Raw genomic sequence first — 16,186 nt, forward strand, 5'->3', positions numbered from 1 at the left:
TCTAGCCGCCGTACACGTGGCCGAGGAATCGGCCGAGGTGCTCGTTGGCCTCCTCGGGGGCTTCCTCGTGACCGTAATGGCCTGCGTCGCTGAGCGATACGTAACTTCCGTGCGGCGTGAAATGCTGGGTGCGGTACACCGGGTCGGCGAGGACGTACGGATCGGAGTCGCCACGCAGGTGCAGCATCGGGATCACCAGTGGCCGCTTCATCAAACGCATGAAGCGACGACCCTCGCCGCGCAGCTGGCTGCGCACCGCCCAGCGTTGGTACTCCAGCGCGGAGTGCGCGGCCGACGGAATCTGGATCGCCTTGCGCAGGTGTCCGATCGTCTCCGAGAAATCCTCCGTCGCTTGCCAATTGACGCCGGAGCGGGCGCGCACGAGATTCTCGACCGCCGCGCCGTCGTGGCGGGTGAGCGCCCGTTCCGGCCACATCGGCGTCTGATACCGCAGCAGCGACGGCAGCAGCGCCCGACCCTGATCGCGCCGCCTCGTCGCCGATGTCCGCAGTGCCGCGGGATGCGGTGAACTGACCACGGCGATCGCGCGGACCACGCGGGGGTGCAGCACCGATGTCGCCCAGCACACCAGCCCACCGTCGGCGTGACCGACCAGCGTCGCGGTCTGGTGGCCCAGGGCGCGCACCAGACCCGCCGTGTCACCGGCCAGCGTCCAGCCGTCGTAGCCGCGGGGTGGTTTGTCGCTGCCGCCGTATCCGCGGAGGTCGACCGCCACGACACGGGCACCGCTGAGCCCCCTGAGCTGATGACGCCACGACCACCAGAACGAGGCGAATCCGTGCAGCAGGATCACCAGGGGCCGCTCGGTCACCGGAACGGTGGCCGCATCCGGGGTTTCCGCCTCGACGACGTGGAAGCGGATACCGTTGGCGTGGACCTCGAGATGGCGCCAGGGACCGTCGATCCGGACGACCGACGGGTCAGGCGGGGGCATTACCAACCGGATGGGTCGCCGGTCTTCTGGCCGTCTGTGATCGCGACCGCCTTCGGCGCCTTGTCATGGCCCGGGGTCAGCGCTTCACGCGTCTCCTTCACCGACTCGATCGTCTTCTGCGGGCCCCGGATACGGCGCACCTTCAGATAACCGAGCAGCGCCAGCAGCGCGGTCACCAGGACCATGACGCCGAAGACGATCAGGAAGGACGCCCACCGCCACAACCAGGTGTCGAGCAGTTCGGCGGCGAAGAAGAAGAAGAAGAACGTCGAGTAGAACAACACGACCAGTGCGGCGATGAAGAAGATGCTCCCGGTCAGACCCTTCTTGACGTCCCGGGTGATCTCGGCCTTGGCCAGTTCGACCTCGGCGCGCACGAGCGTCGACACCTGTGAGGTGGCGTCTTTGACCAGATCGCCGATCGAGGGATCGGGCTTGGGCGCATGGGGGTCCACCAGCGGTATCGATGTGACGGTGGTGGGCACGCCGTTCTTGCGATCGCCTCGGCTCACGGACAAGTCCTCCCGCTGTGATGTCAGTCGCGCTTCATGTTGCCATGTGGGGATCGGCTAAACGATTCCGACCGACGATAGACTGAATTGATCATGAAGCGGGTCGGGCACATCGATGGGGGAGACACATTGCGTACCGGACACCGCCGACTGGCGCTGATCGTCGCGGGGGCGGCCGTCTGCTTCGCCCAGATGCTCGGCGCCGCTCCCACCGCAGGCGCCGCCGGACCCGTCGTCCTCGGTGGCGGCTCGGGCATCGTCGTCAACGGTGAGTCCTTCTGCACGCTGACCACCATCGGCAACGACAACCGCGGCAACCTGATCGGTTTCACCTCCGCCCACTGCGGTGGGCCCGGGGCGACGGTGTCGGCCGAGGGGGCGCCGGACGCGGGCATCCTCGGGACCATGGTCGCGGGCAACGAGGCGCTCGACTACGCGGTGATCCAGTTCGATCCGCAGAAGGTCGCGCCGACCAACAATGTCAACGGCTTCCAGATCAACGGCCTCGGACCCGACCCCGCGTTCGGCCAGGTCGCCTGCAAACTGGGCCGCACCACCGGCTACTCGTGCGGTGTGACGTGGGGTCCGGGTGAGGACCCCGGCACGATCGTCAACCAGGTGTGCGGGCAGCCCGGCGACTCCGGTGCGCCGGTCACGGTCGACAACCGCCTCGTCGGCATGATCCACGGCGCCTACACCGAGGGTCTGCCGACGTGCGTGGTGAAGTACATCCCGCTGCACACCCCGGCCGTCACGATGTCGTTCAACACCCAACTGGCCGACATCGTCGCCAAGGGCCGGCCGGGCTCGGGTTTCGTCCCGGTCGGCGCCGTGGCCTGAACCCGGCCTAAACCTCGGCCTTGCTGGCGCGGATCGCCTCGAACACGCCGGGGTCGACGAGCGTCGAGGTGTCGCCGAGTTCGCGGCCTTCGGCGACGTCGCGCAGCAGTCGTCGCATGATCTTGCCGCTGCGGGTCTTGGGGAGCTCGGGCACCACGTGGATCTCGCGCGGGCGGGCGATCGGGGAGATCTCCTTGGCCACTTCGGCGCGCAACTCCTCGACCATGTGCTCGTGTGGTTTGTCGGCCGCGGAGGACTCGAGGATGACGAACGCGCAGATCGCCTGACCGGTGTGGTCGTCGGTGGCGCCCACGACGGCGGCCTCGGCGACGTGCGCGTGACCCACGAGCGCCGACTCCACCTCCGCGGTGGAGATCCGGTGCCCGGATATGTTCATCACATCGTCGATGCGGCCCAGCACCCAGATGTTGCCGTCGGCGTCGTAACGCGCGCCGTCACCGGCGAAGTACCAACCCTGCTCGGCGAATCGGGACCAGTAGGTCTCCTTGAAGCGCTGCGGATCGCCCCAGATGCCGCGCAGCATCGCCGGCCAGGGCTGGTCGAGCACCAGGTACCCGTTGGCCTGCTCACCGTGGTCGCTGCCGGGCGGGAGTTGGTTACCGTCGTCGTCGACGATCTTGGCCGAGATGCCCGGCAACGGGGTCATCGCCGAACCGGGTTTCGCGGCCGTGACACCCGGCAGCGGCGAGATCATGATCGCGCCGGTCTCGGTCTGCCACCACGTGTCGACGACCGGGATATTGTTGTCGCCGAACACATTCCGGTACCAACGCCACGCCTCGGGGTTGATCGGCTCACCGACCGAACCGAGTAGCCGCAGACTCGACAGATCGTGGGCGTCGGGGACCGCGCGGCCGAGTTTCATGAACGTGCGGACCAGCGTCGGCGCGGTGTAGTAGATGGTGACGCCGTACTTCTCGATGACCTCGAAATGACGGTGCTCGCTCGGTGAGGTCGGGGTGCCCTCGTAAACCACCTGGGTGACGCCGTTCGACAGCGGGCCGTAGGTGATGTAGGTGTGGCCGGTGACCCAGCCGATGTCCGCGGTGCACCAGTACACGTCGGTGTCGGGTTTGACGTCGAACACGTTGTGGTGGGTGTACGACGACTGCACGAGGTAGCCGCCGGTCGTGTGCACGATTCCCTTGGGCTTCCCCGTCGTGCCCGAGGTGTAGAGCAGGAACAGCGGATGCTCGGAGTCGAAGGCCTCGGGGGTGTGCTCGGTGGACGCACCGTCGACCGTCTCGTGCCACCACAGGTCGCGTCCGTCGGTCCACTTGACGTCGATCCCGGTGCGGCGCACCACCAGAACGTGCTCGATCGAGGGTTGACCGTCGACGGCCTCGTCGACCGCGTCCTTCAACGAGGCGGCCTTACCGCGGCGGTACTGCCCGTCGGTGGTGATGACGAGTTTGGCTTCGGCGTCCTCGATGCGGGCCTTGAGCGCCGACGCCGAGAACCCGGCGAACACCACCGAGTGCAGGACGCCGAGGCGCGCACACGCCAGCATCGCCACGATCGCCTCGGGCACCATCGGCATGTAGATCGCGGCCCGGTCGCCGGCGGTCAGACCGAGGTCGGTCAGCGCGTTGGCCGCCCTGCACACTTCGTCTTTGAGTTCGGCGTAGGTCAGTGAGCGGGAGTCGCCGACCGGTTCGCCCTCCCAGTGGATCGCCACGCGGTCACCGTTGCCGGCCTCGACGTGGCGGTCGACGCAGTTGTAGGCCACGTTGATCTTGCCGCCGACGAACCACTTCGCGAACGGGGCGTCCGACCAGTCCAGCACCTCGGTGAACGGGGTGTCCCACGACAATCGCTCGGCCTGTTTGGCCCAGAAGGCGAGCCGGTCCTCCTCGGCTTCTCGATACATCTCCGCTTTGGCGTTCGCCTGCTCGGCGAATTCGGCGGGCGGCGGGTAGCTGGACGGGACTTCGGTGTGCACGTCGGACATGGGTGTGAGCGTAGTCACCCGACGTGAACTGCACACCGAGACATCACATCGCCGCCTGTAGACGGCCGATGTCATGCGGCGAGCGTCGGGAATCCGAGGCCCAGCGGTCGACTACCGTGGGCTGCCATGACCGATCCGCTGGCCCCCCTCGTCGAGCTGCCCGGAGTGGCCGAGGCCAGTGAGGAGGCCCGCAACGCACTGGGGCGGGCACATCGGCACAAGACCAACCTGCGCGGCTGGCCCGCCACGGCCGCCGAGGCGGCTTTGCGGGCGGCGCGGGCGTCGTCGGTGCTCGACGGCGGATCCCTGCAACTGGCGGACACCGGTGAAGCCGATCCCGTCCTGGCCGGTGCGTTGCGGGTGTCGCAGGCCCTCGAGGGTGGTGCGACCGCGCTGGTCGACGTGTGGCAGCGCGCTCCGCTGCAGGCGCTCGCCCGGCTGCATTCGTTGGCGGCCGCCGACCTCACCGACGACGAACACCTCGGTCGGCCCCGTGCGGACGCCGGCGTCGGCAAGCGGCTGGAACTGCTGGTCGAGATCCTCACCGGCGGCTCGCGGGCACCGGCCCCGGTCCTCGCCGCCATCGCGCACGGCGAACTGCTGACGCTGGCGCCGTTCGGGACGGCCGACGGTGTGGTGGCCAGGGGGGTGTCGCGGTTGGTGACGATCACCAGCGGGCTGGACCCGCACGGCCTCGGCGTTCCGGAGGTGTACTGGATGCGCCAGTCCGGGGACTATCAGGCCGCCGCCCGCGGCTTCGCGTCCGGGACAGCAGACGGTCTCACGGCGTGGTTGCTGCTGAGTTGCCGGGCGCTGCACGAGGGGGCCCGCGAGGCCCTGCAGATCGCCTCGACATCCGCGAACTGATCGCTTCCAGCAACGCGAAGCGGGCGACGATCCGATCCGAGTTCGGCTCGCCGCCCGCTAGCACGGACCCCGGTTACCAAGCGTGCTGTGGGGGTTGCGTGGGTTGGCCTCGGCGTCAGTGCGATGCGCTTCGACGGACTACTCCACCCAAAGAGTCGTCGTGATCGTCCGCTCTTCGCAATTACGCAGGCCCGCAACACTTTTGCCTATTCCGCGGCATGTGCTCCGCGTGGGTGCCAGGGTTCCGTGCTGGGTTGCCTGATTCGGGAGGTGTCGCCTTCTCTTCCGGTGACATCTTGGCCTCACCAGGCTTCCGTGCTTCCTTTGTACTCCGTGATGCCCGTCACATCAAGGCCAACGCGGGCCCGAATCCCGATCGTTACGGCGCACCGCTCAGCAACCCGTCAGAGTGCGAAGCGGCGGAGCAGGGAATATGTCAGCGCGCCGGCGGCGAGCGCGCTCATCCCGACCGCCGCGGTGGTGGCGACGGCGGCGCCCGACGGGGCGGGAATGCGGTCGCGCAGCGACACCGGCCTGGTGAAGGTCAACACCGGCCAGCCGCGGGCGGTGGCTTCCTTGCGCAGCGCGCGGTCGGGGTTGACCACGGTCGGATGGCCCACCGCCTCGAGCATCGGCAGATCGGTGATCGAATCGGAGTACGCGTAACAGTGCTCGAGTGCGTATCCCTCCCGCGCGGCGAGCGCGCGGATGGCTTCGACCTTGCCCTCGCCGTAGCAGTAGAAGGCGATCTCCCCGGTGTAGCGCCCGTCCTCGACGACCATCCGGGTCGCCATCGCGTGGGTGGCGCCCAGTCCGCGGGCGATCGGCGCGACGATCTCCTCGCCGGATGCGGACACGACCACCACGTCGCGGCCGCAGAGTTTGTGGTCGGCGATCAGGTCGGCCGCCTCGGCGAAGACCAGGGGGTCGACGATGTCGTGCAGCGTCTCGTTGACGATGGACTTGATCTGCTCGACATCCCACCCGGTGCACATGTTGGTCACGTAGGACCGCATGCGGTCCATCTGGTCGTGGTCGGCGCCCGACATCAGGAAGAAGAACTGTGCGTAGGTGGACTTGAGCACGGCTCGCCGATTCAGGAGGCCCTGATCGAAGAAAGGTTTGCTGAAAGCCAACGTGCTCGACTTCGCAATGACCGTCTTGTCAAGATCGAAAAACGCAGCCGTGCGCACGGGGTGATCGGCCGGCGATGCCGCTGGCTGCTCGCTGGGCGACGCGGCGTCCTGCTCAGATGCGCTCACCTGGCCAGCATAAACACGAACGTCGTGACATCCGGGGTGCCGGGTGTACAAATTGGCAGATCAAGACACGTGTCCGAATGCGCAATATTCAAACGAATCAGCAATTTCTCAGGCATGCGGGACTTGCATTCCGTGGCCGTACCGTGTGTATAGTGGGCGTTACCCGGGTTATGCCGGGTGTGCATCAGCCCGACCCCCCGGGGCTGATACACGACGACCTCCGCCTCCTCCCCCCCCTGGCGGGGGTCGTCCCTTTTTCGGGGTGTTGCATTCGCAATCCGGATAACGCGGCTGATGCCGAAACGTTGCCGAACCGACACACGGAGTGCGGCCGTCCGGTTGTCCACAGTTGCTGGTTTGTCCACAAGTGGTAACGGAACGGGCCTCGGCGGGCGCTGAGTCGCCGGTCCGCGCGGCACAGTTGTCCCATGACCACCCCAGGCGTACTCGCTCTGCTGAGCGGTCCGACCCTGCGCGACGACGTCGACCGCGTCGCGGCGGCGGCCGCGGTCGTCGTCGTCCACGCCGCCGAACCGTCGAGCCGCAAGGCGTGGACCGCCGCGGCGGCCATCCTCCTCGACGACCAGGCGGCCCGCCGGTGCGCCGCGCAGGCACTGCCCAGACGTGACCGCGTCGTCCTCGTCGGGCGGGCACCGCTCGGCGAGGAGCAATGGCACGCCGCGATCGCCGTGGGCGCGCAGCGGGTGATGGCGCTGCCGGAGCAGGAGAGCGACCTGGTCGTCCTGCTCGCCGACGCCGCCGAATCGGTGCGCGACGACGTCCGACGAGGCCCTGTCGCCGCCGTCGTGGCAGGTCGGGGCGGGGCAGGGGCCTCGGTGCTCGCCGCGGCGCTCGCCCTGTCGGTCACCGATGCGCTGCTCGTCGACGTGGATCCCTGGAGTGGTGGGCTGGACCTGCTGCTCGGGGTCGAGACCACGGCCGGACTGCGTTGGCCGGATCTGGCGCTGCGGGCCGGCCGGGTCGGGTATCCGGCGCTGCGCGACGCGCTGCCTCGGCGCGGCGGCGTCACACTGCTGGCGAACGGACGCGGCGGAGGCGAGATCGACCCGACGGCGCTGGCCGCGGTGGTGGAGGCAGGCAGCCGCGGCGGCACGACGGTGGTCTGCGACGTGCCGCGCCGCTCGACCGCCGCGGCCGAGAACGCGCTCGACGCCGCCGATTTGGTGATCATGGTCGTCACCGCCGAGGTCCGGGCATGCGCGGCGGCCGGCGCGATGGTGCCGTGGCTGTCGGCGATCAACCCCAACGTCGGCCTGGTGGTTCGCGGGCCCGCGCCGGGCGGTTTGCGCGCGGCCGAGGTCGCGGCTTCGGTCGGACTGCCACTGCTGGCGGCGATGCGACCGCAGCCCGGGGTGGCCGAGGCGCTCGAACGCGGTGGTCTGCGGGTCGCCCGGCGCGCACCGCTGGCGGCCGCGGCGCGCCGCGTGCTGGAAGTGCTGCAGCGTCATCCCGCGGAGGCGGTGGCGTGACCTCATCGCTGATCGATCGGGTGCGGGAGCGGCTCGCCGCCGAGTCGTCCCCGCTGCACCCGGCGGTCGTCGCGGCCGCCATCCGGGCGGAGTCGGGTGGCGTCCTCGGTGACACCGAGGTGCTGACCAATCTGCGGGCGCTGCAGACCGAACTGACCGGTGCGGGTCCGCTCGAACCGCTGCTGTGCGCCGACGGCACCACCGACGTGCTGGTCACCGCGCCCGACGCGGTGTGGATCGACGACGGAAAGGGCCTGCGCCGCACCACGGTCCGGTTCGCCGACGAAGGTGCTGTGCGCCGGCTCGCGCAGCGGCTGGCGCTGGCCGCGGGGCGTCGCCTGGACGAGGCCCAGCCGTGGGTCGACGGTCAACTGCACGGGCTCGGCGCGGGCGGGTTCACCGTGCGCCTGCACGCCGTGCTCCCACCGGTCGCGGCTGCGGGCACGTGTCTGTCCCTTCGGGTGTTGCGTCCGGCCACACAGGATCTGGCCGCGCTGGTCGCCGCGGGCACGATCGCCGACGAGGCGTCGGCGCTGCTGCGCGACGTGATCGACGCCCGGCTGGCGTTCCTGGTCAGCGGCGGAACCGGAGCGGGGAAGACGACGCTGCTCGCCGCCGCGCTCGGCGCGGTCGCCGGCCAAGAACGGATCGTCTGCGTCGAGGACGCCGCCGAACTGGCGCCGCAGCATCCCCATGTGGTGAAACTGGTCGCCCGCGGCGCGAACGTCGAGGGAGTCGGCGAGGTGACCGTGCGCGATCTCGTACGGCAGGCGCTGCGGATGCGGCCCGACCGGATCGTCGTCGGGGAGGTCCGCGGCGCGGAGGTCGTCGACCTGCTCGCCGCGCTCAACACCGGCCACGACGGCGGTGCGGGGACCGTACACGCCAACAGCCCCGCCGAGGTGCCTGCACGGATGGAGGCCCTCGGCGCGGTCGGCGGGCTCAGCCGAGCGGCGTTGCACAGCCAGTTGACCGCCGCGGTGCAGGTGCTCCTGCACGTGGCGCGCGACCGCACCGGCGCGCGCCGGCTCACGCAGATCGCGCTGCTGCAACCGCACGACGACGGACGCGTGCGCGTGGTTCCGGCGTGGCAGATCGATCGTGGGTTCGACGCCGGTGCCGCGGATTTGCGCCGCCTGGTGTCGTCGAGGAGGGCGCGATGAGCGTCGCCGCCGTCGCGCTCGCGTTGGCGCTGCTGCTCAACCCCGTCGACGTGAGTCGGCGCTTGCACCCCCCTGCGCCGCGGCCGGCGCGCCGCGGACTGGTCCACGCGCTGACCGTGCCGGCCGCCCTGTCGGCGATCGTGCTGTGGTCGGTGACATCCGTCGGCGTGGTAATGGCCGCGGCGGTGGCCGGCGCCACCGCGGCAGTACGGATCCGCAACCGGCGCAGAAGGATACGGCGTAACCGCGAGTCGGAGTCGTTGCAGTCTGCGCTCGAGGTCCTGGTGGGCGAACTCCGCGTGGGCGCACACCCGGTGGCCGCGTTCGAAACCGCCGCCGGCGAGATCGACGGGCAGGTGGCGGATTCCCTGCGGGCCGTCGCGGCGCGCGCCCGGCTCGGCGCCGATGTCGCGGCGGGTCTGCACGACACCGCGAGGAAGTCTTCGCTCGCCTCGCAGTGGGACCGCATCGCGGTGTGCTGGCAGCTGGCCCAGACCCACGGCCTGTCCATCGCCGCGCTGATGCAGACCGCGCAGCGCGACATCGCCGAACGACAACGCTTTTCGTCGCGGGTGAGCGCCGGGATGGCCGGGGCGCGGGCGACCGCCGCGGTGCTGGCGGGGCTGCCCGTCCTCGGCATCGGCCTCGGTCAGATGATCGGGGCCGACCCGGGGCGCCTCCTGCTGGGCGGCGGGGCAGGCGGCTGGCTGCTGCTGATCGGTGTGACGCTGTCCTGCGCCGGCCTGCTGTGGTCGGACCGCATCACCGCGGGTGTGACGACGTGAGCGCGGCGGCGGCCCTGCTGGCCCTGGCGCTGCTGCTGACCGGCCGCGACGGCGGTGTGCGGATGGGCCGGTTGCGCACGGCCGGGCGGCGGACCGCCCGGCCAACCGAGCGGGGCGGAGCGGACCCACTCGCAGCGGCGTCGACCTTCGACGTGCTGACGGCCTGCCTGACCTCGGGAATGGCGGTGTCGTCGGCCGCGTCCGCGGCGGCGGCCTCAGCACCGACCGGCCTGGCCGCAATCCTCGCGAGGGCCGCCGACATGCTGGCGCTCGGCGCGGACGCGGCGACCGCCTGGTCGGACCCCGGGACCCCGCTCGACGACCATGCCCGCGCCCTGATGCGACTGGCCCGGCGGTCCGCGGAGTCCGGTACGGCGCTCGCGCAGGGCGTCGCCGACCTGGCGGCCGAATCGCGAAGCGACGCAGCCGATGCGGCGCGGGCCACCGCAGAGCGGGCAGGTGTCCTGATCGCCGCGCCGCTCGGAGTGTGTTACCTGCCGGCCTTCCTGTGCCTGGGCATCGTGCCCGTGGTGGTCGGCCTGGCCGGGGACGTCCTGCAGTCGGGGTTGTGGTGATGACCGGGATCCGCGGACGGCCCGCGGACGGGAACAAGGGAGGGCACGATGTCACTCAAGGCGACACTCGAGGAGTTGCAGGCGCGGTTGACCGTGCTGGCGGTCGACGACGCCGGCATGTCCACCGTCGAGTACGCCATCGGAACCGTAGCCGCGGCGGCGTTCGGCGCCATCCTCTACACGGTGGTCACCGGCGACTCGATCATGAGCGCACTGACCAACATCATCAGCCGCGCGCTCAACACCAATGTCTGACTGATGATCTCGGTGGCGCCACGGTCGAGGCGGCGTTCGCGATCGCGGCGGTGGTGGTGGTGCTCGGCGTGTGTGTCGCCGGCCTGTCGGCCGTCGGGGCGCAGGTGCGGTGCGTCGACGCCGCGCGTGAGGCGGCACGCCTGGCGGCGCGCGGTGACGACCGGTCGGCGACCGAGGTGGCCGGCAGGATCGCCCCGAAGGGGGCGGCGGTGGACCTGCGGTGGGACGGTGACCTGGTCTATGCCCGCGTCAGCAGCAGGCCTCCGATCCTGTTCGGTGTCAACATCTCCGCGCAGGCGGTGGCCGTGGCCGAACCCGGCGTCCGATGACCGCGGCGCGGCGAGCCTCACCGCGGTCGCCGCCGTGGCGGTGCTGATCGCCGTCACGGGTGGTCTGACACAGGTGGGCTCGGCGGTGGCCGCGCGTCACCGGGCGCAGGCCGCCGCGGATCTCGCCGCGCTGGCCGCCGCCGCACGGATCGCCTCGGGAGCCCGATCAGCCTGTGCGCAGGCGGCTCTCGTCGCCCGGGCGATGGACACGACGGTGACCGACTGCGCCGCCGACGGTCTGGAGGTGGTGGTCCACGTCGAAGCCCGGGTGGGGTCGGGTACCTGGAGATTCGGGCCCGCGCACGCGGCCGCGCGTGGGGGACCGGTGCTACTCCGGTGACCCGGGCGGTGCGGTGGTCGGCGCCAACCGCGCCTCGCGCAACTCCTCGTCGGTGGGCAGCCGCACCGAGGCCAGGCCGGCGAACGTCTCCGGTTCGAGTTCGATGCGATTGATCGTCACGTGCACCGGCGCCCAGTCGCCGTCGGCGGTCCGCAACCGCATCACCGCGGTGGTGGCCTGGTCGGCGAGTTCGGTGATCATCCGCGCCAGATGCGCATCGTCGTCTGGGTGCACCTCGTTGGCGCGCCAGTCGTAGAACGGTGCCGGCGGATCGAGCCACTTGAGCAGCTTCCAGTTGTCCAGATCGACCAGCGCCCGGTGCAGACCCGTCTGAGACAACCCGTCGAGTATCCGCTGGGCCAGGTGGTCGGGTGGCGGATGCTCGGGACCCTCGCGCTCCGCGCGCCAGTTCATCGCCCGGCACACCAACCTCTCCGCACCGTTGTCCTGCGCCTCGAGCAGGGCGCGCGCGCTGAAGCCGACCGCGATCGGCGCGCCCTGATGGTCGGTGACGTCCCAGGTGCTGCAGAAGGTCTGGCCGGGTTCGGGCCGGACCGCCATCGACAGCACCTTGGTCTCGCTCGGATTGAGGTCGCGCATCGGCAGATCCTCGGCCAACGCCCGGCCGTGGGTGTCCTCGGCGTCCGGGTCGCGACCGCTGTTGGCCAGCGACTGCGTGGTGGCCGTCGCGATACCGGTCGTCAGATCCCACTTCAGCGGACCGGGTAGCGGACGTTCGGGTGGTTCCAGATTCGGTGGGCCGATCCAGACGTGCACCCCGTGGATGCGTCCGTCGGACATCTGCACCACCTCGGTGCGGATCACGCGGTCGTTCTTCGGCGTGATGCTCGACAGCCCCTGACCGGCTCGGACGGTCTCGGCGATGGCGGTCTGCACGGCCATCAGATGGGGATTGCGCCGCAGGAAGGCGCTGATCGGAACCATCTTCTCGGCGCGCCGGCCCTGTGCGACGACGACGGGCTCACTCCCCAGTGTCTCCACCAGCAGCCAGTCGTGGCTCATGTCCGCGATTTTACGTCGCGCGCCCCCGCCACCGGATCCGTCGCGCATCCGCTGCGATCAGCGTGCGACGGCCCGGAGGACCGTTCGCATTTGGTGGCGGTCTCTGCCATAACAAGGTATTTTGCTTCCACGCCCGGTTCCGGGCGGCAAAACGGATTGCGTACGAGGAGTCGACCGTCGAGGGGTCGGTCGGTTCCTCCTGTCAACGCTGTCAACGGCGACGATCGTCCAGCGCCTGCAGCACCAGACGCAGCACCCGCACCGCGCCCACCTTGTCGAGGGGATCGTTGCCGTTCCCGCATTTGGGTGACTGCACACAGGACGGGCAACCGCCCGGGCACTCGCACGCCTCGATGGCGTCGGCGGTGGCCTTCCACCAGGTGCGGATCTGACCGTATCCGCGGGCCGCGAACCCCGCCCCGCCCGGATAGCCGTCGTAGACGAAGATCGTCGGCAGGCCGTCCTCCGGGCCCACCGCGGTCGACACCCCGCCGATGTCGCCGCGGTCGCAACTGGCCACCAGGGGCAGCAGTCCGATCGCCGCGTGCTCGGCGGCGTGCAGCGAACCGGGAAACCGCAACGGGTCGATCCCGTTGTCCAGCAACGCCTCCGGGGTGATCGTGCACATCGCGGCCATGGTGTCCAGTGTCCGGGTGGGCATGTCGAGTTCGACGAAGTCGATGACCTCGCCGTCGAGCCGGCGGCGCAGATAGCCGACCACGGTGTTGGACACCGACACCGGGACCAGGCCGACGGTCACCGCGCCGTAGGACTCCCGCTCCCCGGCGCCGGTCACCGCGATATCGGTGACCTCCCTGGCGAAGGTGGTGTAGCCGGGGTCTTCGGCGTGAACGAACGCCACGCCGTCCTCGAAGGACAGCGAGTCCACGACGTAGCTCTCCCCCTGGTGCAGGTACACCGCGCCCGGGTGGACCGATGCCGCCGCCTGGCCGGCGTTCGCGCTGCCGAGCATGCGACCGGTGTCGGCCTCGAGGATCGCGATCTGCCCGCCGGTGGAGCCGCGGATGTCCACGGCGGGATGGGGATCGAGGCCGGGTACGGGGAAGTACCCGTGCGCCCGGCGGCGCAACAGACCGTCGTCGACGAGTGACTCCGCGACCGTCTCGGCGTCCCACATCCGCACCTCGGAATGGGTGAGCGGCAACTCGGTGGCCGCGCACAGCAATTGCGGCGCAAGCACATACGGGTTCGCCGGATCGATCACCACGCGCTCGATCGGCCGGTCCAGCAGGGCCTCCGGATGGTGCACGAGATAGGTGTCGAGGGGGTCGTCGCGGGCGACGAGCACGATCAGCGCCCCCTGGCCGCGCCGGCCCGAACGCCCCGCCTGCTGCCAGAACGACGTGACCGTACCCGGGAAACCGGCCAGCACCACCGCATCCAGTCCCGCGATGTCGACGCCGAGTTCCAGTGCGTTGGTGGTGGCCAGACCCCGAAGCCGCCCGTCGGCGAGGGCGCGTTCGAGTTCCCGGCGGTCCTCGGCGAGGTACCCCGCGCGGTAGGACGCCACCTGCTCGACCAGTTCAGGGGCGACCTCCTCGAGGCGGGCCCGCGCACCGAGCGCAGTGAGTTCGGCCCCGTGGCGGGACCGGACGAACGTCAGCGTCCTCGCCCCCTCGGCGATCAGATCGGCCATCACCCGCGCGGCCTCCGCACCCGCGGATCGTCGTACCGGAGCGTCGTTCTCGCCGACCAGATCGGTGAGCAGCGCCGGCTCCCACAAAGCCACCGTGCGCGCGCCCTGCGGGGAGCCGTCCTCGGTGACCTCGGTGACCGTCTGGCCGATCAGCTCGGCGGCGGTGGCGGAGGGTGCGACGGTGGTCGCGCTGGCGAAGACGACCGTGGGGCCGCCCGGATCGGCGGAGTAGCGGGCGCACAGCCGCAGCAGCCGGCGCAGCACCAGCGCCACGTTGGAGCCGAATATGCCTCGGTAGTAGTGGCATTCGTCGACCACGATGAACTTGAGGTGACGCAGGAACACCGCCCAGCGGGCGTGGTTGCGCAGCAGCGACAGGTGGATCATGTCCGGGTTGGAGAAGATCCAGCGTGACCGCTCCCTGGCGAACCGTCGGACGTCGACGGGGCTGTCACCGTCGTACGACGACGGCGCCACGTCGTGCAGGGCGGGGACGGCGTCGGTGAGGGCCTGGGCGGTACGCAGCTGATCGTGGCCCAACGCCTTCGTCGGGGACAGATACAGTGCGCGCGTACGGGGCTCGGACGCCATCGCCGACAGGATCGGCAGTTGGTAGGCCAGTGACTTACCCGACGCCGTCCCGGTGGACAGCACCACGTGCCTGCCGTCGTGGGCGAGGTCGGCCGCCGCGCGTTGATGCGACCACGGCGTGCGCACGCCCCGATCAACGAACGCCCGCACCACATCTGGGTGGGCCCACTGCGGCCACGATTCCGGTTGCCCCGGCCGCGGCGGGAGGTCGGCGACGTGACGCAGCGGATGCTCGTCGGCCACCACCCCCGCCACCGCACAAGACAGCAGCTCCCGGCCGAAATCTGACACTGCCCGCCCTTCCGAAACATGCCCGTAACGGTGCGCCGCGCCGTCGGTGTCGGTGCACAGGTGAATTGTTCCCCAAGGAACGGCGCTGAGACTGTCGCACCAGCCCCGAACGTGGTTGACTTAGCGCGGTCGCAGCTTCTGTGTTCGTGTACTCGCACTCGCAGGATCGACGTTGCGATCGCGGTTCCTGCGAGGGTTGTAGGTCGGGTCGAGTTCCGACGACTCCACGAAGGATGGCGGTCGGAACGGGCCCGGTGTACCGAAACGGTGGACCGCACCCGGAGAAGAAGAAAAGGAAACAACAGGAAATGCCACAGGGAACTGTGAAGTGGTTCAACGCGGAGAAGGGGTTCGGTTTCATCGCCCCCGAGGACGGCTCCGCAGACGTGTTTGTCCACTACACGGAGATTCAGGGCAGCGGCTTCCGCACCCTGGAGGAGAACCAGAAGGTCGAGTTCGAGGTCGGCCAGAGCCCCAAGGGGCCGCAAGCTACGGGTGTGCGCACCATCTAGTACAGCGAGCCTGAAGAAACACCCCCGCAGATCCGCGCAAACGGACCCGCGGGGGTGTTTTCGTTCTCGGTACCGGCGGTCGCGCCTGCCGCGGGGCACTCCACGACGGGCGCTCCGCTGGCTTACTGTCGTTTCGTGAGCCAGCTGTCCTTCTTCTCGGCGGAGGCGGTACCACCCGCGGTCGCCGACCTCACCGGGTTGCTCGCTGCGCCCGGTCAGGTGGTGCTGGTCGGCAGCGGCCGTGAGCAGGGTGCGCGGCTGTCGGTCGTCGTGGAGGACCTGTGGCGCGCGGAGGCGCTCGCCGAGATGATCACCGACGCGGGTCTGGGTGCGGAGATCTCACGCACCGACGAGAACACCCCGCTGGTGCGCACGGCCGTGGAGCCGCGGCTCGTCGCGATCGCCGCTGAATGGACCCGTGGCGCGGTCAAGACGGTGCCCCCGCAGTGGCTGCCCGGGCCCCGCGAATTGCGGGCGTGGACGTTGGCGTCAGGCACCAGGGAACCCAACGGCTACCTGCTCGGGTTGGATCCGCACGCCCCGGACACCCACTCGCCGCTGGCGTCGGCGATGATGCGCATCGGAATCGCCCCGACCCTGATCGGCACCAGAGGTTCCCGTCCGGCGTTGCGGATCAGTGGTCGACGACGGCTGACACGCCTGGTAGAGACGGTGGGGGAACCCCCGCAAGACGTCGCGGCGTTGTCCCATTGGCCCAGCACTCCGTGACCGGTGACGAAGGGGTCAGTTTGCGTCGGTCAGCGTAG

The 16,186-nt window shown here is 70.1% G+C and carries 17 protein-coding genes; 11 read left to right on the forward strand and 6 right to left on the reverse strand.

Going from position 1 to position 16,186, the window contains the following annotated elements; translation table 11 throughout:
• Nucleotide 1: 1 nt before the first annotated feature.
• Together G6N49_RS26555 and G6N49_RS26560 are read right to left on the reverse strand one after the other, a co-directional pair.
• Nucleotides 2–955, reverse strand: coding sequence for an alpha/beta fold hydrolase (locus G6N49_RS26555; RefSeq protein ID WP_083044874.1), 954 nt, complete (start codon nucleotides 953–955; stop codon nucleotides 2–4).
• Entirely contained in the window at nucleotides 955–1,467 is a 513-nt protein-coding gene (locus G6N49_RS26560; protein ID WP_011857253.1) for a phage holin family protein, read from the reverse strand. Before G6N49_RS26560 ends, G6N49_RS26555 begins: the two co-directional genes overlap by 1 nt.
• A 129-nt stretch (nucleotides 1,468–1,596) precedes the next feature.
• Between G6N49_RS26560 and G6N49_RS26565 the strand changes: the two genes are divergently transcribed.
• On the forward strand, nucleotides 1,597–2,307 hold the full coding sequence (locus tag G6N49_RS26565; RefSeq protein ID WP_011857252.1) for a S1 family peptidase: 711 nt from the start codon (nucleotides 1,597–1,599) through the stop codon (nucleotides 2,305–2,307).
• A 7-nt stretch (nucleotides 2,308–2,314) separates the two neighbouring features.
• Here G6N49_RS26565 and acs read toward each other — a convergent pair whose 3' ends face one another.
• Complete coding sequence (acs, locus tag G6N49_RS26570; RefSeq protein ID WP_083044873.1) at nucleotides 2,315–4,279, reverse strand: acetate--CoA ligase; 1,965 nt, start codon at nucleotides 4,277–4,279, stop codon at nucleotides 2,315–2,317.
• Between the two features lie 126 nt (nucleotides 4,280–4,405).
• On the opposite strand from acs, the gene G6N49_RS26575 reads away from it, so the two are divergent.
• Nucleotides 4,406–5,146 carry a Fic family protein gene (locus G6N49_RS26575; RefSeq protein WP_011857250.1) on the forward strand — a complete coding sequence of 247 codons (741 nt, stop codon included), beginning with the start codon at nucleotides 4,406–4,408 and terminating at the stop codon, nucleotides 5,144–5,146.
• Nucleotides 5,147–5,550: 404 nt separating this feature from the next.
• Here G6N49_RS26575 and G6N49_RS26580 read toward each other — a convergent pair whose 3' ends face one another.
• On the reverse strand, nucleotides 5,551–6,408 hold the full coding sequence (locus G6N49_RS26580) for an HAD-IB family hydrolase (protein WP_011857249.1): 858 nt from the start codon (nucleotides 6,406–6,408) through the stop codon (nucleotides 5,551–5,553).
• 428 nt (nucleotides 6,409–6,836) lie between these two features.
• Here G6N49_RS26580 and ssd point away from each other — a divergent pair, with 428 nt between their 5' ends.
• The 7 genes from ssd to G6N49_RS26615 are packed head-to-tail and all read left to right on the forward strand — an operon-like array spanning nucleotide 6,837 to nucleotide 11,345.
• A complete protein-coding gene (ssd, locus tag G6N49_RS26585) occupies nucleotides 6,837–7,898 on the forward strand; it encodes a septum site-determining protein Ssd (protein ID WP_083044872.1) in 1,062 nt (353 codons plus the stop codon).
• The gene (locus tag G6N49_RS26590; protein ID WP_083044871.1) at nucleotides 7,895–9,061 is read left to right on the forward strand and encodes a TadA family conjugal transfer-associated ATPase; all 1,167 of its coding nucleotides are present in this window, start codon (nucleotides 7,895–7,897) and stop codon (nucleotides 9,059–9,061) included. The genes ssd and G6N49_RS26590 overlap by 4 nt, the downstream gene beginning before the upstream one ends.
• Nucleotides 9,058–9,846 carry a type II secretion system F family protein gene (locus G6N49_RS26595; RefSeq protein WP_064917344.1) on the forward strand — a complete coding sequence of 263 codons (789 nt, stop codon included), beginning with the start codon at nucleotides 9,058–9,060 and terminating at the stop codon, nucleotides 9,844–9,846. Before G6N49_RS26590 ends, G6N49_RS26595 begins: the two co-directional genes overlap by 4 nt.
• A complete protein-coding gene (locus G6N49_RS26600) occupies nucleotides 9,843–10,421 on the forward strand; it encodes a type II secretion system F family protein (protein ID WP_011857245.1) in 579 nt (192 codons plus the stop codon). Before G6N49_RS26595 ends, G6N49_RS26600 begins: the two co-directional genes overlap by 4 nt.
• 48 nt (nucleotides 10,422–10,469) lie before the next feature.
• Nucleotides 10,470–10,676 (forward strand): DUF4244 domain-containing protein, encoded by a 207-nt coding sequence (locus tag G6N49_RS26605; RefSeq protein ID WP_011857244.1) that lies wholly within the window; start codon nucleotides 10,470–10,472, stop codon nucleotides 10,674–10,676.
• A gap of 59 nt (nucleotides 10,677–10,735) precedes the next feature.
• A complete protein-coding gene (locus tag G6N49_RS26610; protein ID WP_322790276.1) occupies nucleotides 10,736–11,005 on the forward strand; it encodes a TadE family type IV pilus minor pilin in 270 nt (89 codons plus the stop codon).
• The gene (locus tag G6N49_RS26615) at nucleotides 10,953–11,345 is read left to right on the forward strand and encodes an Rv3654c family TadE-like protein (RefSeq protein WP_234789294.1); all 393 of its coding nucleotides are present in this window, start codon (nucleotides 10,953–10,955) and stop codon (nucleotides 11,343–11,345) included. Before G6N49_RS26610 ends, G6N49_RS26615 begins: the two co-directional genes overlap by 53 nt.
• Here G6N49_RS26615 and G6N49_RS26620 read toward each other — a convergent pair.
• Together G6N49_RS26620 and G6N49_RS26625 are read right to left on the reverse strand one after the other, a co-directional pair.
• Nucleotides 11,334–12,368 carry a PAS domain-containing protein gene (locus G6N49_RS26620; protein ID WP_179967803.1) on the reverse strand — a complete coding sequence of 345 codons (1,035 nt, stop codon included), beginning with the start codon at nucleotides 12,366–12,368 and terminating at the stop codon, nucleotides 11,334–11,336. The two genes, G6N49_RS26615 and G6N49_RS26620, sit on opposite strands and share 12 nt — an antisense overlap.
• 211 nt (nucleotides 12,369–12,579) lie before the next feature.
• Complete coding sequence (locus tag G6N49_RS26625) at nucleotides 12,580–14,907, reverse strand: DNA 3'-5' helicase SftH (protein ID WP_083044869.1); 2,328 nt, start codon at nucleotides 14,905–14,907, stop codon at nucleotides 12,580–12,582.
• A gap of 308 nt (nucleotides 14,908–15,215) precedes the next feature.
• Here G6N49_RS26625 and G6N49_RS26630 point away from each other — a divergent pair, with 308 nt between their 5' ends.
• Nucleotides 15,216–15,419, forward strand: coding sequence for a cold-shock protein (locus G6N49_RS26630; protein ID WP_011562175.1), 204 nt, complete (start codon nucleotides 15,216–15,218; stop codon nucleotides 15,417–15,419).
• A 135-nt stretch (nucleotides 15,420–15,554) separates the two neighbouring features.
• Nucleotides 15,555–16,148, forward strand: a complete 594-nt coding sequence (locus G6N49_RS26635) for a hypothetical protein (protein WP_041309903.1) — start codon at nucleotides 15,555–15,557, stop codon at nucleotides 16,146–16,148.
• Nucleotides 16,149–16,186: the final 38 nt, after the last annotated feature.

This window comes from Mycolicibacterium monacense, assembly GCF_010731575.1.
Taxonomy (GTDB): Bacteria; Actinomycetota; Actinomycetes; order Mycobacteriales; family Mycobacteriaceae; genus Mycobacterium; species Mycobacterium monacense.